13 protein-coding genes are annotated in these 14,822 nt (G+C 63.2%); 6 read left to right on the forward strand and 7 right to left on the reverse strand.

The genetic code is table 11. The annotated features are described in order from the left end of the window. Positions 1–7: 7 nt before the first annotated feature. Together dhaK and trpD are read right to left on the reverse strand one after the other, a co-directional pair. Positions 8–1,009: a dihydroxyacetone kinase subunit DhaK gene (gene dhaK / locus AC1MB9_RS06495; protein ID WP_479964592.1), complete on the reverse strand. Its 1,002-nt coding sequence runs from the start codon at positions 1,007–1,009 to the stop codon at positions 8–10. A gap of 83 nt (positions 1,010–1,092) precedes the next feature. Beyond that, a complete protein-coding gene (trpD, locus tag AC1MB9_RS06500) occupies positions 1,093–2,145 on the reverse strand; it encodes an anthranilate phosphoribosyltransferase (protein WP_479964215.1) in 1,053 nt (350 codons plus the stop codon). A 143-nt stretch (positions 2,146–2,288) separates the two neighbouring features. On the opposite strand from trpD, the gene ctaE reads away from it, so the two are divergent. Genes ctaE through AC1MB9_RS06525 form a run of 5 tightly spaced genes read left to right on the forward strand, consistent with a single transcriptional unit; the run spans position 2,289 to position 7,388 of the window. Next, a complete protein-coding gene (gene ctaE, locus AC1MB9_RS06505) occupies positions 2,289–2,918 on the forward strand; it encodes an aa3-type cytochrome oxidase subunit III (RefSeq protein ID WP_479964216.1) in 630 nt (209 codons plus the stop codon). A 24-nt stretch (positions 2,919–2,942) separates the two neighbouring features. After that, on the forward strand, positions 2,943–3,773 hold the full coding sequence (gene qcrC / locus AC1MB9_RS06510; protein WP_479964217.1) for a cytochrome bc1 complex diheme cytochrome c subunit: 831 nt from the start codon (positions 2,943–2,945) through the stop codon (positions 3,771–3,773). A 53-nt stretch (positions 3,774–3,826) separates the two neighbouring features. Continuing rightward, positions 3,827–4,900 carry a cytochrome bc1 complex Rieske iron-sulfur subunit gene (gene qcrA, locus AC1MB9_RS06515; protein WP_479964218.1) on the forward strand — a complete coding sequence of 358 codons (1,074 nt, stop codon included), beginning with the start codon at positions 3,827–3,829 and terminating at the stop codon, positions 4,898–4,900. Then, positions 4,897–6,531 (forward strand): cytochrome bc1 complex cytochrome b subunit, encoded by a 1,635-nt coding sequence (gene qcrB, locus AC1MB9_RS06520; protein WP_479964219.1) that lies wholly within the window; start codon positions 4,897–4,899, stop codon positions 6,529–6,531. Before qcrA ends, qcrB begins: the two co-directional genes overlap by 4 nt. A gap of 26 nt (positions 6,532–6,557) precedes the next feature. Then, the gene (locus AC1MB9_RS06525; RefSeq protein ID WP_479964220.1) at positions 6,558–7,388 is read left to right on the forward strand and encodes a methyltransferase domain-containing protein; all 831 of its coding nucleotides are present in this window, start codon (positions 6,558–6,560) and stop codon (positions 7,386–7,388) included. 93 nt (positions 7,389–7,481) lie between these two features. On the opposite strand, the gene AC1MB9_RS06530 is transcribed toward AC1MB9_RS06525, so the two are convergent. Beyond that, positions 7,482–8,966, reverse strand: a complete 1,485-nt coding sequence (locus AC1MB9_RS06530; RefSeq protein WP_479964221.1) for a CoA-acylating methylmalonate-semialdehyde dehydrogenase — start codon at positions 8,964–8,966, stop codon at positions 7,482–7,484. 30 nt (positions 8,967–8,996) lie between these two features. Then, complete coding sequence (mmsB, locus tag AC1MB9_RS06535) at positions 8,997–9,899, reverse strand: 3-hydroxyisobutyrate dehydrogenase (RefSeq protein WP_479964222.1); 903 nt, start codon at positions 9,897–9,899, stop codon at positions 8,997–8,999. Positions 9,900–10,014: 115 nt separating this feature from the next. Here mmsB and AC1MB9_RS06540 point away from each other — a divergent pair, with 115 nt between their 5' ends. After that, positions 10,015–10,917: a LysR family transcriptional regulator gene (locus AC1MB9_RS06540; protein ID WP_479964223.1), complete on the forward strand. Its 903-nt coding sequence runs from the start codon at positions 10,015–10,017 to the stop codon at positions 10,915–10,917. Between the two features lie 120 nt (positions 10,918–11,037). On the opposite strand, the gene AC1MB9_RS06545 is transcribed toward AC1MB9_RS06540, so the two are convergent. The 3 genes from AC1MB9_RS06545 to ctaD form a co-directional block, all read right to left on the reverse strand. After that, complete coding sequence (locus tag AC1MB9_RS06545) at positions 11,038–12,426, reverse strand: MFS transporter (protein ID WP_479964224.1); 1,389 nt, start codon at positions 12,424–12,426, stop codon at positions 11,038–11,040. A 240-nt stretch (positions 12,427–12,666) separates the two neighbouring features. After that, positions 12,667–13,089, reverse strand: coding sequence for a cytochrome c oxidase subunit 4 (locus AC1MB9_RS06550; protein WP_479964225.1), 423 nt, complete (start codon positions 13,087–13,089; stop codon positions 12,667–12,669). Beyond that, complete coding sequence (gene ctaD, locus AC1MB9_RS06555) at positions 13,090–14,820, reverse strand: aa3-type cytochrome oxidase subunit I (RefSeq protein WP_479964226.1); 1,731 nt, start codon at positions 14,818–14,820, stop codon at positions 13,090–13,092. It abuts the gene before it with no gap. Between the last annotated feature and the right edge of the window lie 2 nt (positions 14,821–14,822).

Genomic DNA, 14,822 nt, shown 5'->3' on the forward strand with positions numbered 1-14,822 from the left:
CCCGTGTCTACCGTCCCCAACGCAGGGCAGATGTCTGCACCGGGGCGTCCCACAAATCCGTCAGCTCGGCATCCAGCCTAAGCACTGAAATCGACGCGCCCTGCATGTCCAGGCTCGTGGTGAAGTTGCCTACGAGGGAACGCGTCACGGTGATCCCCCGTTCCGCAAGCACCTCTACCGCCCGACGAAAGAGAATGTACAGTTCGATCTGCGGGGTACCGCCCATGCCGTTCACGAACAGGAGCACCTCGTCGCCGCGTGCGAAGGGCAGATCGTCCAGGATCGGGGCCAGCAGACGGTCGACGATGGCATCGGCCGGTTCCAGTTTGATGCGTTCCCGGCCCGGCTCACCGTGGATGCCGATACCGATCTCGACCTCATCGTCGGCAAGCACGAAGCTTGGCTCGCCGGCGTGGGGCACGACACACGGTGTGAGCGCGACCCCCATTGACCGGACCCCCCCATTGACCTTTTCCGCAATCCGCGCAACCGTGGCGAGGTCGTCCAGGCGCTCGGCGGCCGCGCCCGCGATTTTTTCCACCAGTACGGTACCTGCCACACCCCGGCGGCCGGCCGTGTACAGCGAATCCTTCACCGCGACGTCATCGTTGATGATCACGGAGCGCACCTCGATGTCTTCCATCAGGGCCAGGTCAGCCGCCGTCTCAAAATTGAGCACGTCACCGGTGTAGTTCTTCACAATGTGCAGAACCCCCGCTCCCCCGTCGACGGCCTGGGTCGCGGCAAGGATCGGATCGGGCGTGGGCGAGGTGAACACCGGGCCGGGGACCGCGGCGTCCAGCATTCCCGCTCCGACGAACCCGCCGTGCAGCGGCTCATGACCGCTACCGCCACCGCTGACGATTCCCACCTTGCCTCGCACGGGAGCGTCTTTGCGCACGATGAACAGAGGGTCGTTCGATATCCGTACGAGGTCGGCGTGCGCCACCCCAAACCCCGCCACGGCCTCCGCAACAACATTGCTTGGATCATTGATGAGTTTCTTCACGGTCATCCATTCACTCGATCGATTCCGGCGCAGCCGGCTTTGTCGGCTCTGACACGTTCAACATACGCGCCATCGACACAGAATCACATCCGCGTCGCGGCGACCCACTGGGCAAGTTTGGCCGCGGCGGCCCCGGAATCGATCGCCGTAGCGGCAACGACCATCTTGTCCCTGAACCGGTCGAGTATGGCAACCTGCACCTGGGCCGGGTTGTTGGCCAGATCGAATGCCACCAGGCCGGCAGCGGCGTTGAGCAGTACGATGTCCCGAATCGGGCCTGATTCGCCCGACAGCACGGCGTGCACGACGGCGGCGTTGTGCTCGGCGTCCCCGCCTACCAGCTCACTGATCTGGGCCCGTTTGATGCCCAGGTCCCGCGGATCAATGTCGTGTTCCGTCACGAGGCCTCGGGACACCTCCCACACATGGCTGTGGCCGGTCGTTGTCAGCTCATCCAGGCCGTCATCACCACGGAAGACCAGTGCGGTCGCCCCTCGAGTCTGGAATACCCCGACGAACAGCGGCACTCGATCAAGGCTCGCCACCCCCACGGCGGAGGCCTCCGGCCGGGCCGGGTTGCAGAGCGGACCGAGATAGTTGAAGACCGTGGGAATTCCCAGCTCCCGGCGTGTGCTGGCCGCGTTGCCGAATCCCGGGTGGAACGCTGCCGCGTAGGCGAAGGTGATGCCCGTTCGGCCGAGCACCGCGGCAACCTGCTCCGGCGACAGGGTCAGATCGATCCCGAGCGCCGACAGCACGTCGGAGGAGCCGGACGCCGAACTCGCCGCGCGGTTGCCGTGCTTGACGACCGGTACGCCCGCCGCGGCACACACGATCGAGGCCATGGTTGAAATGTTCACCGTTCCAAAACGGTCGCCCCCGGTACCCACGATGTCAAGACCCATGGAGTCAACGTCGAGCGGCACCGCGTGGTCCAGGACCGCGTCGCGGAACCCCACGATCTCATCGACAGTTTCGCCCTTGGCCCGCAGCGCAACGAGAAACGCGCCCAGCTGGGCCGGCGTCACGGTACCCAACATAACCTGTTCCATGCACCAGGCGGCGTCAGCCACGCTCAGATCTTCGCCGTCAAGAAGAGCAGTAAGAATATTTGGCCATGACTGGGATTCAAGCATGACCGTAATTCTACTGAGATGGCCCTGTTTCCCCGTATCCGCAAGGGATCCAGCCCGGAAAAGGGGTACGCATACCGCCACCAAACGGCGACTTGCACGCCTGATTGAGAAAAAGCTGTGCGGTTATCGGCCATAATGGAGGGGTGACCAGCACCTCAATTACTCAGACGGCGACAGCACCCGTTGTGAACAGGCCTAACAGCGTGGCTGTGGGCACCATCGTGTGGCTGGGTAGCGAGGTGATGTTCTTCGCGGGACTCTTCGCCATCTACTTCACGCTACGATCCACGTCCCCGGAGCTCTGGCTTTTCGAGTCAGACAAACACAATTTCACCTTTGCGTTGATCAATACGCTCATCCTGGTGTCCTCCTCGGTGACGTGCCAATTCGGCGTATTCGCCGCGGAGAGGCTGCAGGCTCGTTCAACGGGCTGGAAGCTCAGCCAGTGGGGCATGGTCGAGTGGTTCTTCCTCACTTACGCTCTCGGCGCGATCTTCGTGATCGGTCAGGTCTTCGAGTACGCGACCCTGGTGTCTGAGGGAATTTCGCTCAGCTCCAACGCCTACGGCTCGGCGTTCTACATCACGACCGGTTTCCACGGCATCCACGTGACGGCCGGCCTCATCGCATTCCTTCTCATCATTGGTCGCGGCTTTGCGGTCAAGAACTTCGGTCACAAGGAAGCCACCAGCGCCATCGTGGTCTCTTACTACTGGCACTTCGTCGACGTCGTCTGGATCGGGCTTTTCCTGGTCGTCTACGTTCTTAAATAAGATTCAGGAGCGGACACCTTCAGCATGACCACGAATAAAACCCCCTCAGCCTCGACGCCGCGCAGGCGTGGGACGCCCCGTAAGACCGGTCGTCGCCACCCCCTGGCCAGCGTTGCCCTCATCGCCATCGGCCTGCTTTTCACCGGGGCCGCCTATGCCGCGCTGAGCACCAGCACGGCCTCGGCGACAACCGACGCGTCCTCGCAGCAGACCATCGACGAGGGCGAAAAACTGTTCGCCGCGAACTGCGCCACGTGCCACGGCCTCGCCCTGGACGGCTCGGACGTCGCCCCGAGCCTGCTCGGCGTGGGAGCGGCATCCGTTGACTTCCAGGTCGGCACTGGCCGCATGCCGATGCAGATGCAGGGACCTCAGGCGCAGAAGAAGCCCGTCCAGTTCACCGAAGCCCAGACCGCGGCCCTGGCCGCCTATGTGGCGTCGAAGGCTCCCGGCCCCGCGATTCCCGAGGGCGAAGTCCTCGATGCAAGCGGGGACGCCGCAACGGGTGCCGAATTGTTCCGCATCAACTGTGCCATGTGCCACAACGTGGCCGGCGCCGGTGGAGCACTCACGGAGGGCAAGTTCGCCCCCGCGATCAAGGACGTGTCCGCGGCTCACATCTATGAGGCCATGATTACCGGCCCGCAGAACATGCCCGTTTTCAATGACATGAACGTGTCGGCCGAAGGCAAGCGCGACATCATCACGTACCTCAAGTACATCGAAAACAATCCGTCACCCGGCGGACTTGCCCTCGGATCCCTGGGACCCGTTGCAGAGGGCCTGTTCATTTGGATCTTCGGCCTAGGCGCCATCGTGGCCCTGACCGTGTGGATCACTGCCAAATCGAACTGATCGATTACCCGTGCGACACAGCAATACATTGACAGCTGGTAAGAAGGAGAACAATGGCCAAGGACGATAACGGCGCGGAGCATGTCCCCGCCGCCGACTCGTCGAGCGTTGTACGCGCAGGTACCCCTGCAGGTACCGCCGTCGTCGCGCGCAATTCGCTCGAGAATCCCGGCTTCCCGCCGCACCGCCCTCGCATCACGGATCTGGATCCGAAAGAGGAGCGCAGGGCGGAACGCACCGTGTACACCCTGTTCTACGTGTCCATCGTCGGCAGTGTGTTCGCTATCGCCGCCTACATGGCGTTCCCGATCTCTGCGGAAGATCCGGGTTCGGTTCGGCTTAACAATCTCTTCATCGGCCTCGGCCTGTCCCTCGCGCTTTTCGCGATCGGCATCGGGGCTGTGCACTGGGGCAAGGCCCTCATGTCCGACCACGAGGGAATCGACGAGCGTCATCCCGTTCGCGGTACCGACGAGGTACGCGCCCGCGCGGTGGAGATCTTCCAGCAGGCTAATGACGAGTCCGGCTTCGGTCGACGCACCCTCATTCGCAACAGCCTCATCGGTGCGCTCATTGCGTTCCCGCTCCCGGCTGTCGTTCTCTTCCGCGGCCTCGGCCCGCAGGACCAGGACCCGGTTGAGCTGCTGCGGGAGACCCTGTGGAAAAAGGGCACGCGTTTGGCTCTTGACCCCTCCGGAACGCCGATTAAGGCATCCGACCTCACGCTTGGTTCCTCATTCCACGTGATTCCGGAAGGCCTGGCCGAAATGGGCCACGGTCGGCTGGAGGAGAAGGCGAAGGCAGCGGTTCTCGTCATGCGTCTGAAGCCGGAACAACTCGTAGAGACTCCGGAGCGCGAGGGCTGGTCGTACCAGGGCATCGTGGCATATTCCAAAATTTGCACGCACGTCGGGTGCCCTGTTGCTCTGTACGAGCAGCAGACGCACCACCTGCTGTGCCCGTGCCATCAATCACAATTCGACGTCACGAATCACTGCGAGGTCATTTTCGGACCGGCCAAGAGGCCGCTCCCGCAGTTGCCCATCACGGTGGACGCCGAAGGTTATCTCATCGCGCAGAGCGATTTCACTGAACCGGTCGGTCCGAGCTTCTGGGAGCGCAAATGACCTCGTTAGACACCCGCAAAACCGCTGAAGTAAAAAAGTCCGGCGGATTCACGGCATCAGCCGCGAACTACATAGACGAGCGCACCAGCATTTCCGGTGCGGTCAAGGAGCTCGGTCGTAAGATCTTCCCGGACCACTGGTCCTTCCTGCTCGGCGAGGTGGCGCTCTACAGCTTCGTCATCATCCTGCTGTCCGGATCGTTCCTCACCTTCTTCTTCCAGGCATCGATGGCGCCGGTGGACTATGAGGGTTCCTATGCACCGTTGAAGGGCATCGAGATGTCGGCCGCCATGGCTTCCACTCTCGATATTTCCTTCGACCTGCGTGGCGGACTCCTTATGCGCCAAGTGCACCACTGGGCGGCCCTGCTGTTCGTGGCCGCCATCGGCCTGCACATGCTCCGCATCTACTTCACGGGCGCCTTCCGCAAGCCCCGCGAGCTGAACTGGGTCATTGGCTTCATCCTCTTCATCCTCGCCATGGCCGAGGGATTCACCGGTTACTCCCTCCCCGACGACCTGCTGTCCGGTAACGGCCTGCGGATCATCGACGGGATCATCAAGGGCATCCCGGTGGCCGGAACGTGGATCTCCTTCCTGCTCTTCGGTGGGGAATTCCCCGGCGTCGACATCGTCGGGCGTCTGTACTCGCTGCACATTCTGCTGCTGCCGGCCATCATCGTGGCGCTCATCGCAATGCACCTGTTGTTCGTCGTTGTGCACAAGCACACGCAGTACCCGTCGGCCGGTCACACCAACCAGAACGTTGTCGGCTACCCCGTTCTCCCGGTCTACGCGGCCAAGGCCGGCGGGTTCTTCTTCATCGTCTTCGGTGTCGTGATGCTGATCGCGTCGCTGTTCACCATCAACCCGATCTGGAACTACGGCCCGTACGACCCATCACCGGTGTCCGCCGGTACCCAACCCGACTGGTATATCGGTTTTGCCGATGGCGCCCTTCGACTGGTTCCACCGGGGTGGGAGTTCGTGTTCCTGAACCACACGTACTCCTTCAACATTCTGGCACCGCTGATCGTGATCGGTATCTTCATCGTTCTCGTGATGGTGTACCCGTTCATTGAAGCCTGGATCACCGGTGACAAGCGCGAGCACCATGTGCTCGATCGCCCACGGAACGCTCCGACCCGCACCGCCATCGGCGCCGCCGGTGTCACGTTCTACGCCGGGCTGTGGGCCGCAGCGTCCTCGGATATCATTGCGACGCACTTCCACCTCACCATGGAGGGAGTCATCCACGCCCTTCAGGCAATCACCATCCTGGGACCGGTCCTGGCCTACTTCATCACGAAGCGAGTCTGCCTCGCACTCATGAAGAAGGACCGCGAGATCGTGCTGCACGGCTATGAGTCTGGTCGGATTGTGCGACTGCCCGGTGGCGAGTACGTGGAAGTCCACCAGCCCGTTGACGAGTATGAGCGCTGGAAGCTGGTCAGCTACAACGACTTCAAGCCGCTCATGACCCGGCCCAACTCACGGGGCAAGATCACCGCCGCAGAGAAACTCCGCGCCGGACTGTCCCGTTGGTTCTTCGAAGACAGGGTCACTCCGGTCAGCCAGAGCGAACTCCACCACGCTCATGACGGACACCAGGCGGAGATCACCGAGAAGTAATCGTCACCACAACAGAACGGGCATCGATGTCACTCCAGACGCTATCGGAGTGGCTTCGGTGCCCGAACTGCTTTCTCCCACTCGAACCTCGCGGCACCCTCGCTCTCGGCTGTTCGAGCGGACATGCCTTCGACGTTAACAAGCGCGGGTATGCCACCATGCTGGCCGGTCCCCGCAAGTTCATCGGCGACAGCGCGGGCATGCTCGACGCTCGGGACCGGTTTCAGGCGGCAGGATGGTATGAGCCCCTCCGGCAGGCGATCTCCGAGACGATCCAGGCGGAGCGCCCGCAGCGCGTGCTTGACGTCGGCTGCGGCACCGGGTACTATCTCCGAGCGACTGTTGCCAGCCTGCCCGCCGTGCGGGCGCTTGGGATGGACCTCTCCCCCGTCGCCGTAACGCGCACGGTGCGAGTGCACGACCGCATCGACGGCCTGGTGGCGGATGTCTGGTCTCCCCTGCCGATCCGAGACGCGTCGGCTCAGGTGATTCTCAATGTCTTCGCCCCGCGCAATGCGGCGGAGTTCCACCGGGTACTTGCTCACCGGGGACTCCTGCTTGTCGTGGTGCCGCACGGCAGCCACCTCCGAGAGCTGCGCGCAGACGGACTCGCGTTGGAATTGCAGCCGGACAAGGCAACCCACCTGGCCGCGGGGCTCGCCGACCATTTCGAGCTCGAATCGCAAGGCGCCATCTCCATGGAACTCACCCTCTCCCCCACGGATATCGCTGCGCTGATCGGCATGGGGCCGTCGGCTCACCACATGGGCCGGGGCGTGCCCGACTCGGCCGGCGGCTCGGAGCGGACCGTGACGGCCGCCTTCGACCTGTTCAGCTTCCGCCGACGCCGCGGCTGACCAACCAGCGGTGATGCGGGAACCCGAAGGGACCGCGCTGCCCTAACGACGAAAGCGGGTTCCCGATTCTCGGGAACCCGCTTTCGTGGCAGCCTAGGCCATCTGGGGAAAGCCGAGGTCGATCTCGGACGTGGCCGGGTCCGGCCAGCGGGTGGTGACGACCTTGCCGCGGGTATAGAAGCGGATGCTGTCGGGTCCGTACATGTGTGCATCGCCGAAGAGCGAGTTCTTCCATCCCCCGAAGGAGAACGACCCGACCGGCACCGGTATCGGCACGTTGATGCCCACCATGCCGACCTCGACGTCGAACTCGAACTGCCGCGCCGCGCCGCCGTCGCGGGTGAACAGCGCGACACCGTTGCCGAACTCGTGATCATTGACGAGCTTGACGGCTTCGTCGAAGGTGTCCACGCGTACGACAGAGAGCACCGGACCGAAGATTTCGTCGTCGTAGACCTTCATCCCGGGAGCCACGTGGTCAATCAGGCTCACTCCGAGGAAGAAGCCGTCGTTGTCGAAGTTCTGCTCGCGCCCGTCGACGACCATGGTGGCGCCGGCGGCCTCCGCGCCGGCCAGGTAAGCCGCGACTCGATCGCGGTGCTCGCCGGTGATGAGTGGGCCCATCTGCGATGTCGGATCGGTGCCGGGGCCGACACGGAGCGTTTTCATGCGCTTCTGGATCGCGGCAACCAGGTCGTCGGCGATCCCGCCGACGGCAACGAGCACGCTCACCGCCATGCAGCGCTCCCCGGCGGAACCGTACGCCGCATTGATCGCGGCGTCCGCGGCCATATCCAGGTCTGCGTCGGGCAGCACTACCATGTGGTTCTTGGCCCCACCCAGTGCCTGTACCCGCTTGCCGTTCGCGGCCGCGCGGCTGTAGATGGACTTTGCGATCGGAGTGGAACCGACAAAGCTGATCGCCTTCACGTCGGGGTTGTCGAGCAGCTCGTCGACGGCTTCCTTGTCACCCTGCACGACGTTGAGCACGCCGGCCGGCAGACCGGCCTCCGCGAAGATCTCGGCGATGAAAATGGCCGACGACGGATCCTTTTCGCTCGGCTTGAGCAGCACGGTGTTGCCGCAGGCGATTGCGCTGCCGATCATCCATAGCGGAACCATGGCAGGGAAGTTGAAGGGGGTGACGCAGGAGACGACGCCGACGCTCTGGCGAACGGAGTGCACGTCGATTCCGTTGGAAACCTGCTGCGAAAAGTCACCCTTCAGCATCTGGGCCAGGCCGGTGGCGAATTCAATGTTCTCCAGACCGCGGGTGATCTCGCCCGCCGCGTCGGAAAGCACCTTGCCGTGCTCGCTCGTGAGGATCGCGGCGAGCTCGTTCGTACGCTCGGCGAGCAGCTCGCGCACCTTGAAGAAGATGGCCGTGCGCGTGGCCAGGCTGCTGGCCCGCCACGCGGGCAGTGCGGTCTTGGCTGATTCGATGGCGTCGATCACGACCGCACGGGATGCCAGCACGACCTGCTTCTCCTGCACACCCGTGGCGGGATTGAAGACGGGGCCGAATCGTTCGGCCGACTCGGCGCGCCGGCCGTTGATGAAGTGGGGAACTGTTTGCATAAGAGTGCTCTTTCTACCGGGTAACGGGGTTCAGACGTGAGGCTGCAGGGTGCCGTCGACGAGTTTGACGATCATCGAACAGTCTTTACCGCCCTCGCCCTCGTCGATGAGACGTTGGAAAAGTTCGGCGACATGCTCGCCGATTTCAAGCGGGGTGTTGGTGGCCTTGGCCGCGGCGATGGCGAGGCCGATGTCCTTGCTCGCGAGCGAGGTCGTGAACGTCGGGGCGAAGTCCCGGTTGGCCGCGGCAGTTTCGACCACGTCTTTGATCGGGTACCAGGTGCGCAGCGCCCAGCTGTCGCCGGATGACACGGATGCGATATTCCAGAACACCTGCTTGTCCAGTCCCAGCCTGTCGGCGAGCACGGCCCCCTCGGCGGCCGCGGCGAGGTTGATGAACAGCATGAGGTTGTTGCAGATCTTCGCGGCTTGACCCGTCGTGGCTCCGCCGGTCGGAATGATGTTCGCGGCCATCGGCTCAATGAATGCCGAGGCATCCGTGACCGCCCCGGCCTCGCCCCCGATCATGAAGGTGAGCGTTCCGGCGGTTGCCCCGCTGATGCCGCCCGAGACGGGCGCGTCGACGAAACGGAAGCCCGCTGCCGCGGCAGCGTCGTGCAGGGTCTGCGCCGTCTCCATGTCGATCGTGGACGAATCTACGAGCAGGGTCGATGTATCTGCGCCGGCCAGGACGCCGTCATCACCGAAGTACACGGCCCGGGCATGCTCGCCCTTGGGCAGCATGGTGAAGACGACGTCGGCGCCGGCCACGGCTTCTGCAATGCTCCCGGCGGCGGCGACGCCGGTTTGGGCGGCCGTGGCGAGGGCATCCGGATTCAGATCGAATCCTCGAACCTCGTGGCCGGCGGCCACCATATTCGCTGACATGGGTCCACCCATGTTGCCCAACCCGATCCATGCGACTACTGACATATCGAAGCTCCTTTGCTTGTGCGCTCCCCCCAGCGTCGCAGCCCGATAGAGTGCAATCAAGCCAATATTTCACAGAGGGTATGTGCATGGATGCACAACCCCGAGAGGACCGGACGTGACGTCACACCAGCTCCCCAGCCCGAATGACCTACTCGTGCTGCTCACCGTGGCCCGGTTGGGCCGCTTCAACGCGGTCGCCGAGGCCCTCGGCACCACCCACACGACCATTTCGCGACGAATCCTCTCTCTCGACCAGGAGCTGGGCGGGCGCACTCTCGAGCGCAGCCCGCATGGTTGGGAACTCACCGAACTGGGCCGGCACGCCGTCAGCGCGGCCGAGGCGATCGAGGACCGCCTCGGCGCCCTCACGACGGCGATCAGTCGCACGGACCCACTCTCGGGGCTGCTGCGCATCAGTACCATCGACGGATTCGGAGCCGAGATCGTCACGCCGGCACTCGTGAATTTGCAGCGCGAACACCCGCTCATCAATATCGAAATGTTCAGTGCGACCCGCAAGGTGAGTCAAAACCGGTCGGGTGTCGATCTGGAGATCGTGGCCGGGCGCAACGACGTCAACAACGCCCAGGCGATGTTTCTCACCAACTACTTCTTGCGCCTCTACGCGAGCCGCGACTATCTGCACCGTCGCGGCGCGCCCTCGTCGATCGACGACATTCAGTCCCACGGCTTCGTGTCGTATGTCGAAAGTGCCCTGCTGGTGACCGACCTGGGTTTCCGGTCATCGCAGTTGCCAGAACCCGCCACGACCTTTCAATCCACGAGCCTGTTCGCGCAGCTCGAGGCGGTGCAGGCCGGCGCCGGAATCGGACTGTTGCCCAATTTTCTCGTACACGACCGGCCGGAGTTCGTTCCGGTGCTTCCGGACGATTTTCAGCGGCAGCTGCCGATCTGGGCCGTCGTGCGATCCGAATCGTTGAGATCACCTGTTGTGCGCGCCGCGATCGACGCCATAGCCCTCGAGATCTCGTACCGACCGGGGGCATTCGCCGATTGAGCGTGGTGTGGTCGCACACTGTCGCGGAGCACAGGAGAGCAAGGCAAAGACACGGCGCTGTGCAGACACAGCGACGGCGGCCCGATCGGTGTGATCGGGCCGCCGTCGGTTTCCGGGGGGTTAGCGACTCGTCGTGTCTGCCAGCTCTGAGGCGGACTCGGCGCGGTCGGCGGACTCGGCGGCGTCCGCTGCGTCAATGTCGTGCAGCGAGACGCCGCGGGTTTCCTTGAGCGTAAGCACGACGATGGCGGTCAGGAGGCAGGCGGACGCGAGGTAGATGGCCACCGCCACCGACGAGTTGAAGGTGGACAGCAGGCTCACGGCGATGATCGGGGCGATCGAGCCGGCGATCACCGACGTGACCTGGTAGCCGAGCGAAACACCGGAGTAGCGCATGCGGGTGGGGAACATTTCGGCCATGATCGCCGGCTGACCGGCGTACATGAGGGCGTGGAAAAGCAGCCCCATCATGATGGCGATGATGATGACGATGTCGTTCGCGGTGTCCATCATGGGGAACGCGAAGAAGCCCCACGTGCCGGCCAGAAGGGCACCGGTGAGATACAGCGGGCGGCGGCCGATCCGGTCGGAGAGGTGACCGACAATCGGGATCACAATGAAGTGGATGGCGTGGGCGACCAGCAGGAGCAGCAGAACACGGGACGTATCCATCTCGACAATGATCTTCAGGTACGTGATCGAGAAGACGACGACGAGGTAGTACAGGATATTCTCGGCGAAGCGCAGGCCCATTGCGGTGAACACGCCACGGGGGTAGCGACGGAAGACCTCGACGATACCGAAGTTCTTCTCGCCGGCGACGACCTCCTTCTGTGCCTTGAGGAAGATGGGGGCATCGCTGACCTTGGTACGAATGTAGTACCCTACGAGCACGATGATGGCGGATAGCCAGAAGGCAACACGCCATCCCCAGCTGAGGAACGCGGCGTCGGAGAGGGTGGAGGCGAGTACGAAGAGCACAGCCGTGGCAAGCAGGTTTCCCGCGGGAACGGCGGCCTGCGGCCAGCTGGCCCAGAATCCGCGCGACGTCGCGGGGCTGTGCTCGGCGACGAGCAATACGGCGCCTCCCCATTCGCCGCCGACGGCGAAGCCCTGAACGAAACGCAGGAGAACGAGCAGGACCGGTGCGAGGTAGCCGATCTGATCGAACGTGGGCAGGCAACCCATGAGGAAGGTGCTGATGCCGACGAGCACGAGGCTGAACTGGAGCAGGCGTTTGCGCCCGAACTTGTCACCGAAATGTCCGAAGACGATGCCACCGACGGGGCGGGCCAGAAAGCCGACGGCGTAGGTGGCAAAGGCTGCGATGATGCCCTCGAGTTCGGTGCCGATATTCGGAAAGAACAGGGTACCGAAGACGAGAGTTGCCGCGGAGGCGTAGAGAAAGAACTCGTACCATTCGACGACGGTGCCGGCCATGGAGGCCGCGACGACCTTTTTCAATCCGGATTCTTGCACACCGCTTCGGGTGCTGGAACTTGTGCTCATGGGATTCCCCCTGGTGTCTTCCTTGACACAACGTGATCGGCGGCCAGGACGTGGTCGGAACCGCCGAGCAGGTCGTTTGGCTTGTCTCAGCATGTGTGCTGACTTAATGCCTGTCAATGTCGATTCGCACAGGTGGGGAGTGCAGAAATGCACATACTTGGGCGTGGAGGCGAATTCACTGGCGGTTAAACAACCGTGCCGGCCTCCGCAAGGGAGACCGGCCGGTGGCGCTGCACAGGGTTAGCGGGCGAAAAGTCCCCGGTAATATTCGTACACCCAGCCCACGAGCCCGATGACACCGAACCCGAGCCCAATGAAGGCGATCCACGGTCCGATAGCGAGGCCCAGAAAGACGAGCGCAGCGGCTGCCGCCAGCACGATGGGCCACCAGCTCCACGGGCTGAAGAAGCCTGCCTCGGGGTCACCGTCATCGATGTTGGCATCGAGTCGATCTTCGGGAGCTTCGCCGCCCTGGGCGGTGTAGACCTTGCCCAGGTAGAAGGCGATGAACGCGGCGAGCAGAGCACTGAGGCCGAGGCAGAACGTTCCTGCCCACTCCACGCTTCCCTGGGTGGGATCCAGCAGGCTCCACACAACGTACACAACAGTCATGACACCGAAGAAGGCCGCCAGGCCCCAGAACAGACGGGCGTTGGTTCTCATTTACTTCACCTTGTTCGATGATGCGTCGTAGGTGGGGGCATCCGGTGCGTCCTTCATGGGACCGATGCCAACCGGGAGACCCGCTTCCGGGTGATTCAGGTCGAACGCGGGACGCTCAGAACGGATTCTCGGGATGGACGTGAAGTTGTGGCGCGGCGGCGGGCACGACGTGGCCCACTCCAGCGACGAACCGTAGCCCCAGGGGTCGTTGACCGTGACGAGCGGCGCCTTGCGGGCCGTGATGTACACATTCAGGAAGAACGGAATCATCGACGTTGCCAGAACCATCGCACCGATAGTGGACACCTGGTTCATCCAGGTGAAATTGTCGGCGGGTGAGTACGTCGCGTAACGGCGGGGCATCCCCACGACTCCCAGCCAGTGCTGGATGAGGAACGTGGTGTGGAAACCGATGAAGAGCAACCAGAAGTGCCACTTGCCGAGGCTCTCGTTCAGCATCTTGCCGGTGAACTTCGGCCACCAGAAGTAGAATCCGCTGAACATGGCGAAGACGACGGTACCGAAGACGACGTAGTGGAAGTGCGCCACCACGAAGTAGGTGTCCGACACGTGGAAGTCAAGCGGCGGCGAGGCGAGAATTACTCCGGTCAGCCCACCGAACGTGAAGGTGATGAGGAACCCGATGGCCCACAGCATCGGCGTCTCGAAGGTGACGGAACCCCGCCACATTGTGCCGATCCAGTTGAAGATCTTCACCCCGGTGGGGACCGCGATGAGCATGGTCATGAGCGAGAAGAAGGGCAGGAGAACCGAGCCGGTGACGTACATGTGGTGCGCCCAGACCGACACGGACAGGGCCGCGATCGAAATGGTCGCGTAGACCAGCGTCTTGTACCCGAACATCGGCTTGCGGCTGAAGACGGGGAACACTTCCGACACGATCCCGAAGAACGGCAGCGCGATGATGTAAACCTCGGGGTGTCCGAAGAACCAGAACAAATGCTGCCAGAGTATGGCACCGCCGTTGGCAGGGTCGTAGATGTGCGAACCGAAGATGCGGTCTGACGCGGCAGCCAGCATGGCGGCGGCCAGGACGGGGAACACCATCAGGGCCAGCAAGGCGGTGATGAGTGAGTTCCAGGTGAAAATGGGCATACGCCACATCGTCATGCCGGGGGCTCGCATCGTGATGATCGTGGTGATGAAGTTCACGGAGCCGAGGATGGTACCGAACCCGGACAGGCCGAGGCCCACCATCCACAGGTTTCCGCCGACTCCCGGCGAGAAGGTCGTGCTGGCAAGCGGCTGGTAGGCGAACCAGCCGAACGACGCGGCGCCCTGAGGGGTGAGGAAGCCGGCCACGGCGATGAGGCTGCCGAAGTTGAAGAACCAGTACGCCAGCGCGTTGAGGCGGGGGAACGCGACGTCGGGGGCACCGATCTGCAGCGGGACGAGGAAGTTCGCGAACCCGAAGAACAGGGGGGTGGCGAACATGAGCAGCATGATCGTGCCGTGCATCGTGAACAGCTGGTTGTACTGCTCCTTGGTCTGGACGATTTCCAAACCGGGTGCGAAGAGCTGGGCGCGGATGATGAGCGCCATGACCCCGCCGAGGCAGAAGTAGATGAATGAGGTGATGAGGTACATGTACCCGATCACCTTGTGGTCGGTGGAGGTGATCCACTTGACGAGGACGTTGCCCTTGCGTTCGGCGGTCGGTGAGACCGGAGTCGCGCTGCGCGGTGCCTGGGGGGTGATGGTCGTGCTCATGG

The sequence above is a fragment of the Cryobacterium sp. AP27 genome, assembly GCF_056680495.1.

What these genes read in the sequence shown, in the direction of transcription:
- AC1MB9_RS06550 (WP_479964225.1), bottom strand. Translation starts at nt 13,089, where the DNA reads ATGAGAACCAACGCCCGTCTGTTCTGGGGCCTGGCGGCCTTCTTCGGT.
- ctaD (WP_479964226.1), bottom strand. Translation starts at nt 14,820, where the DNA reads ATGAGCACGACCATCACCCCCCAGGCACCGCGCAGCGCGACTCCGGTC.
- qcrA (WP_479964218.1), top strand. Translation starts at nt 3,827, where the DNA reads ATGGCCAAGGACGATAACGGCGCGGAGCATGTCCCCGCCGCCGACTCG.
- trpD (WP_479964215.1), bottom strand. Translation starts at nt 2,145, where the DNA reads ATGCTTGAATCCCAGTCATGGCCAAATATTCTTACTGCTCTTCTTGAC.
- AC1MB9_RS06525 (WP_479964220.1), top strand. Translation starts at nt 6,558, where the DNA reads ATGTCACTCCAGACGCTATCGGAGTGGCTTCGGTGCCCGAACTGCTTT.
- AC1MB9_RS06545 (WP_479964224.1), bottom strand. Translation starts at nt 12,426, where the DNA reads ATGAGCACAAGTTCCAGCACCCGAAGCGGTGTGCAAGAATCCGGATTG.
- AC1MB9_RS06530 (WP_479964221.1), bottom strand. Translation starts at nt 8,966, where the DNA reads ATGCAAACAGTTCCCCACTTCATCAACGGCCGGCGCGCCGAGTCGGCC.
- qcrC (WP_479964217.1), top strand. Translation starts at nt 2,943, where the DNA reads ATGACCACGAATAAAACCCCCTCAGCCTCGACGCCGCGCAGGCGTGGG.
- mmsB (WP_479964222.1), bottom strand. Translation starts at nt 9,899, where the DNA reads ATGTCAGTAGTCGCATGGATCGGGTTGGGCAACATGGGTGGACCCATG.
- qcrB (WP_479964219.1), top strand. Translation starts at nt 4,897, where the DNA reads ATGACCTCGTTAGACACCCGCAAAACCGCTGAAGTAAAAAAGTCCGGC.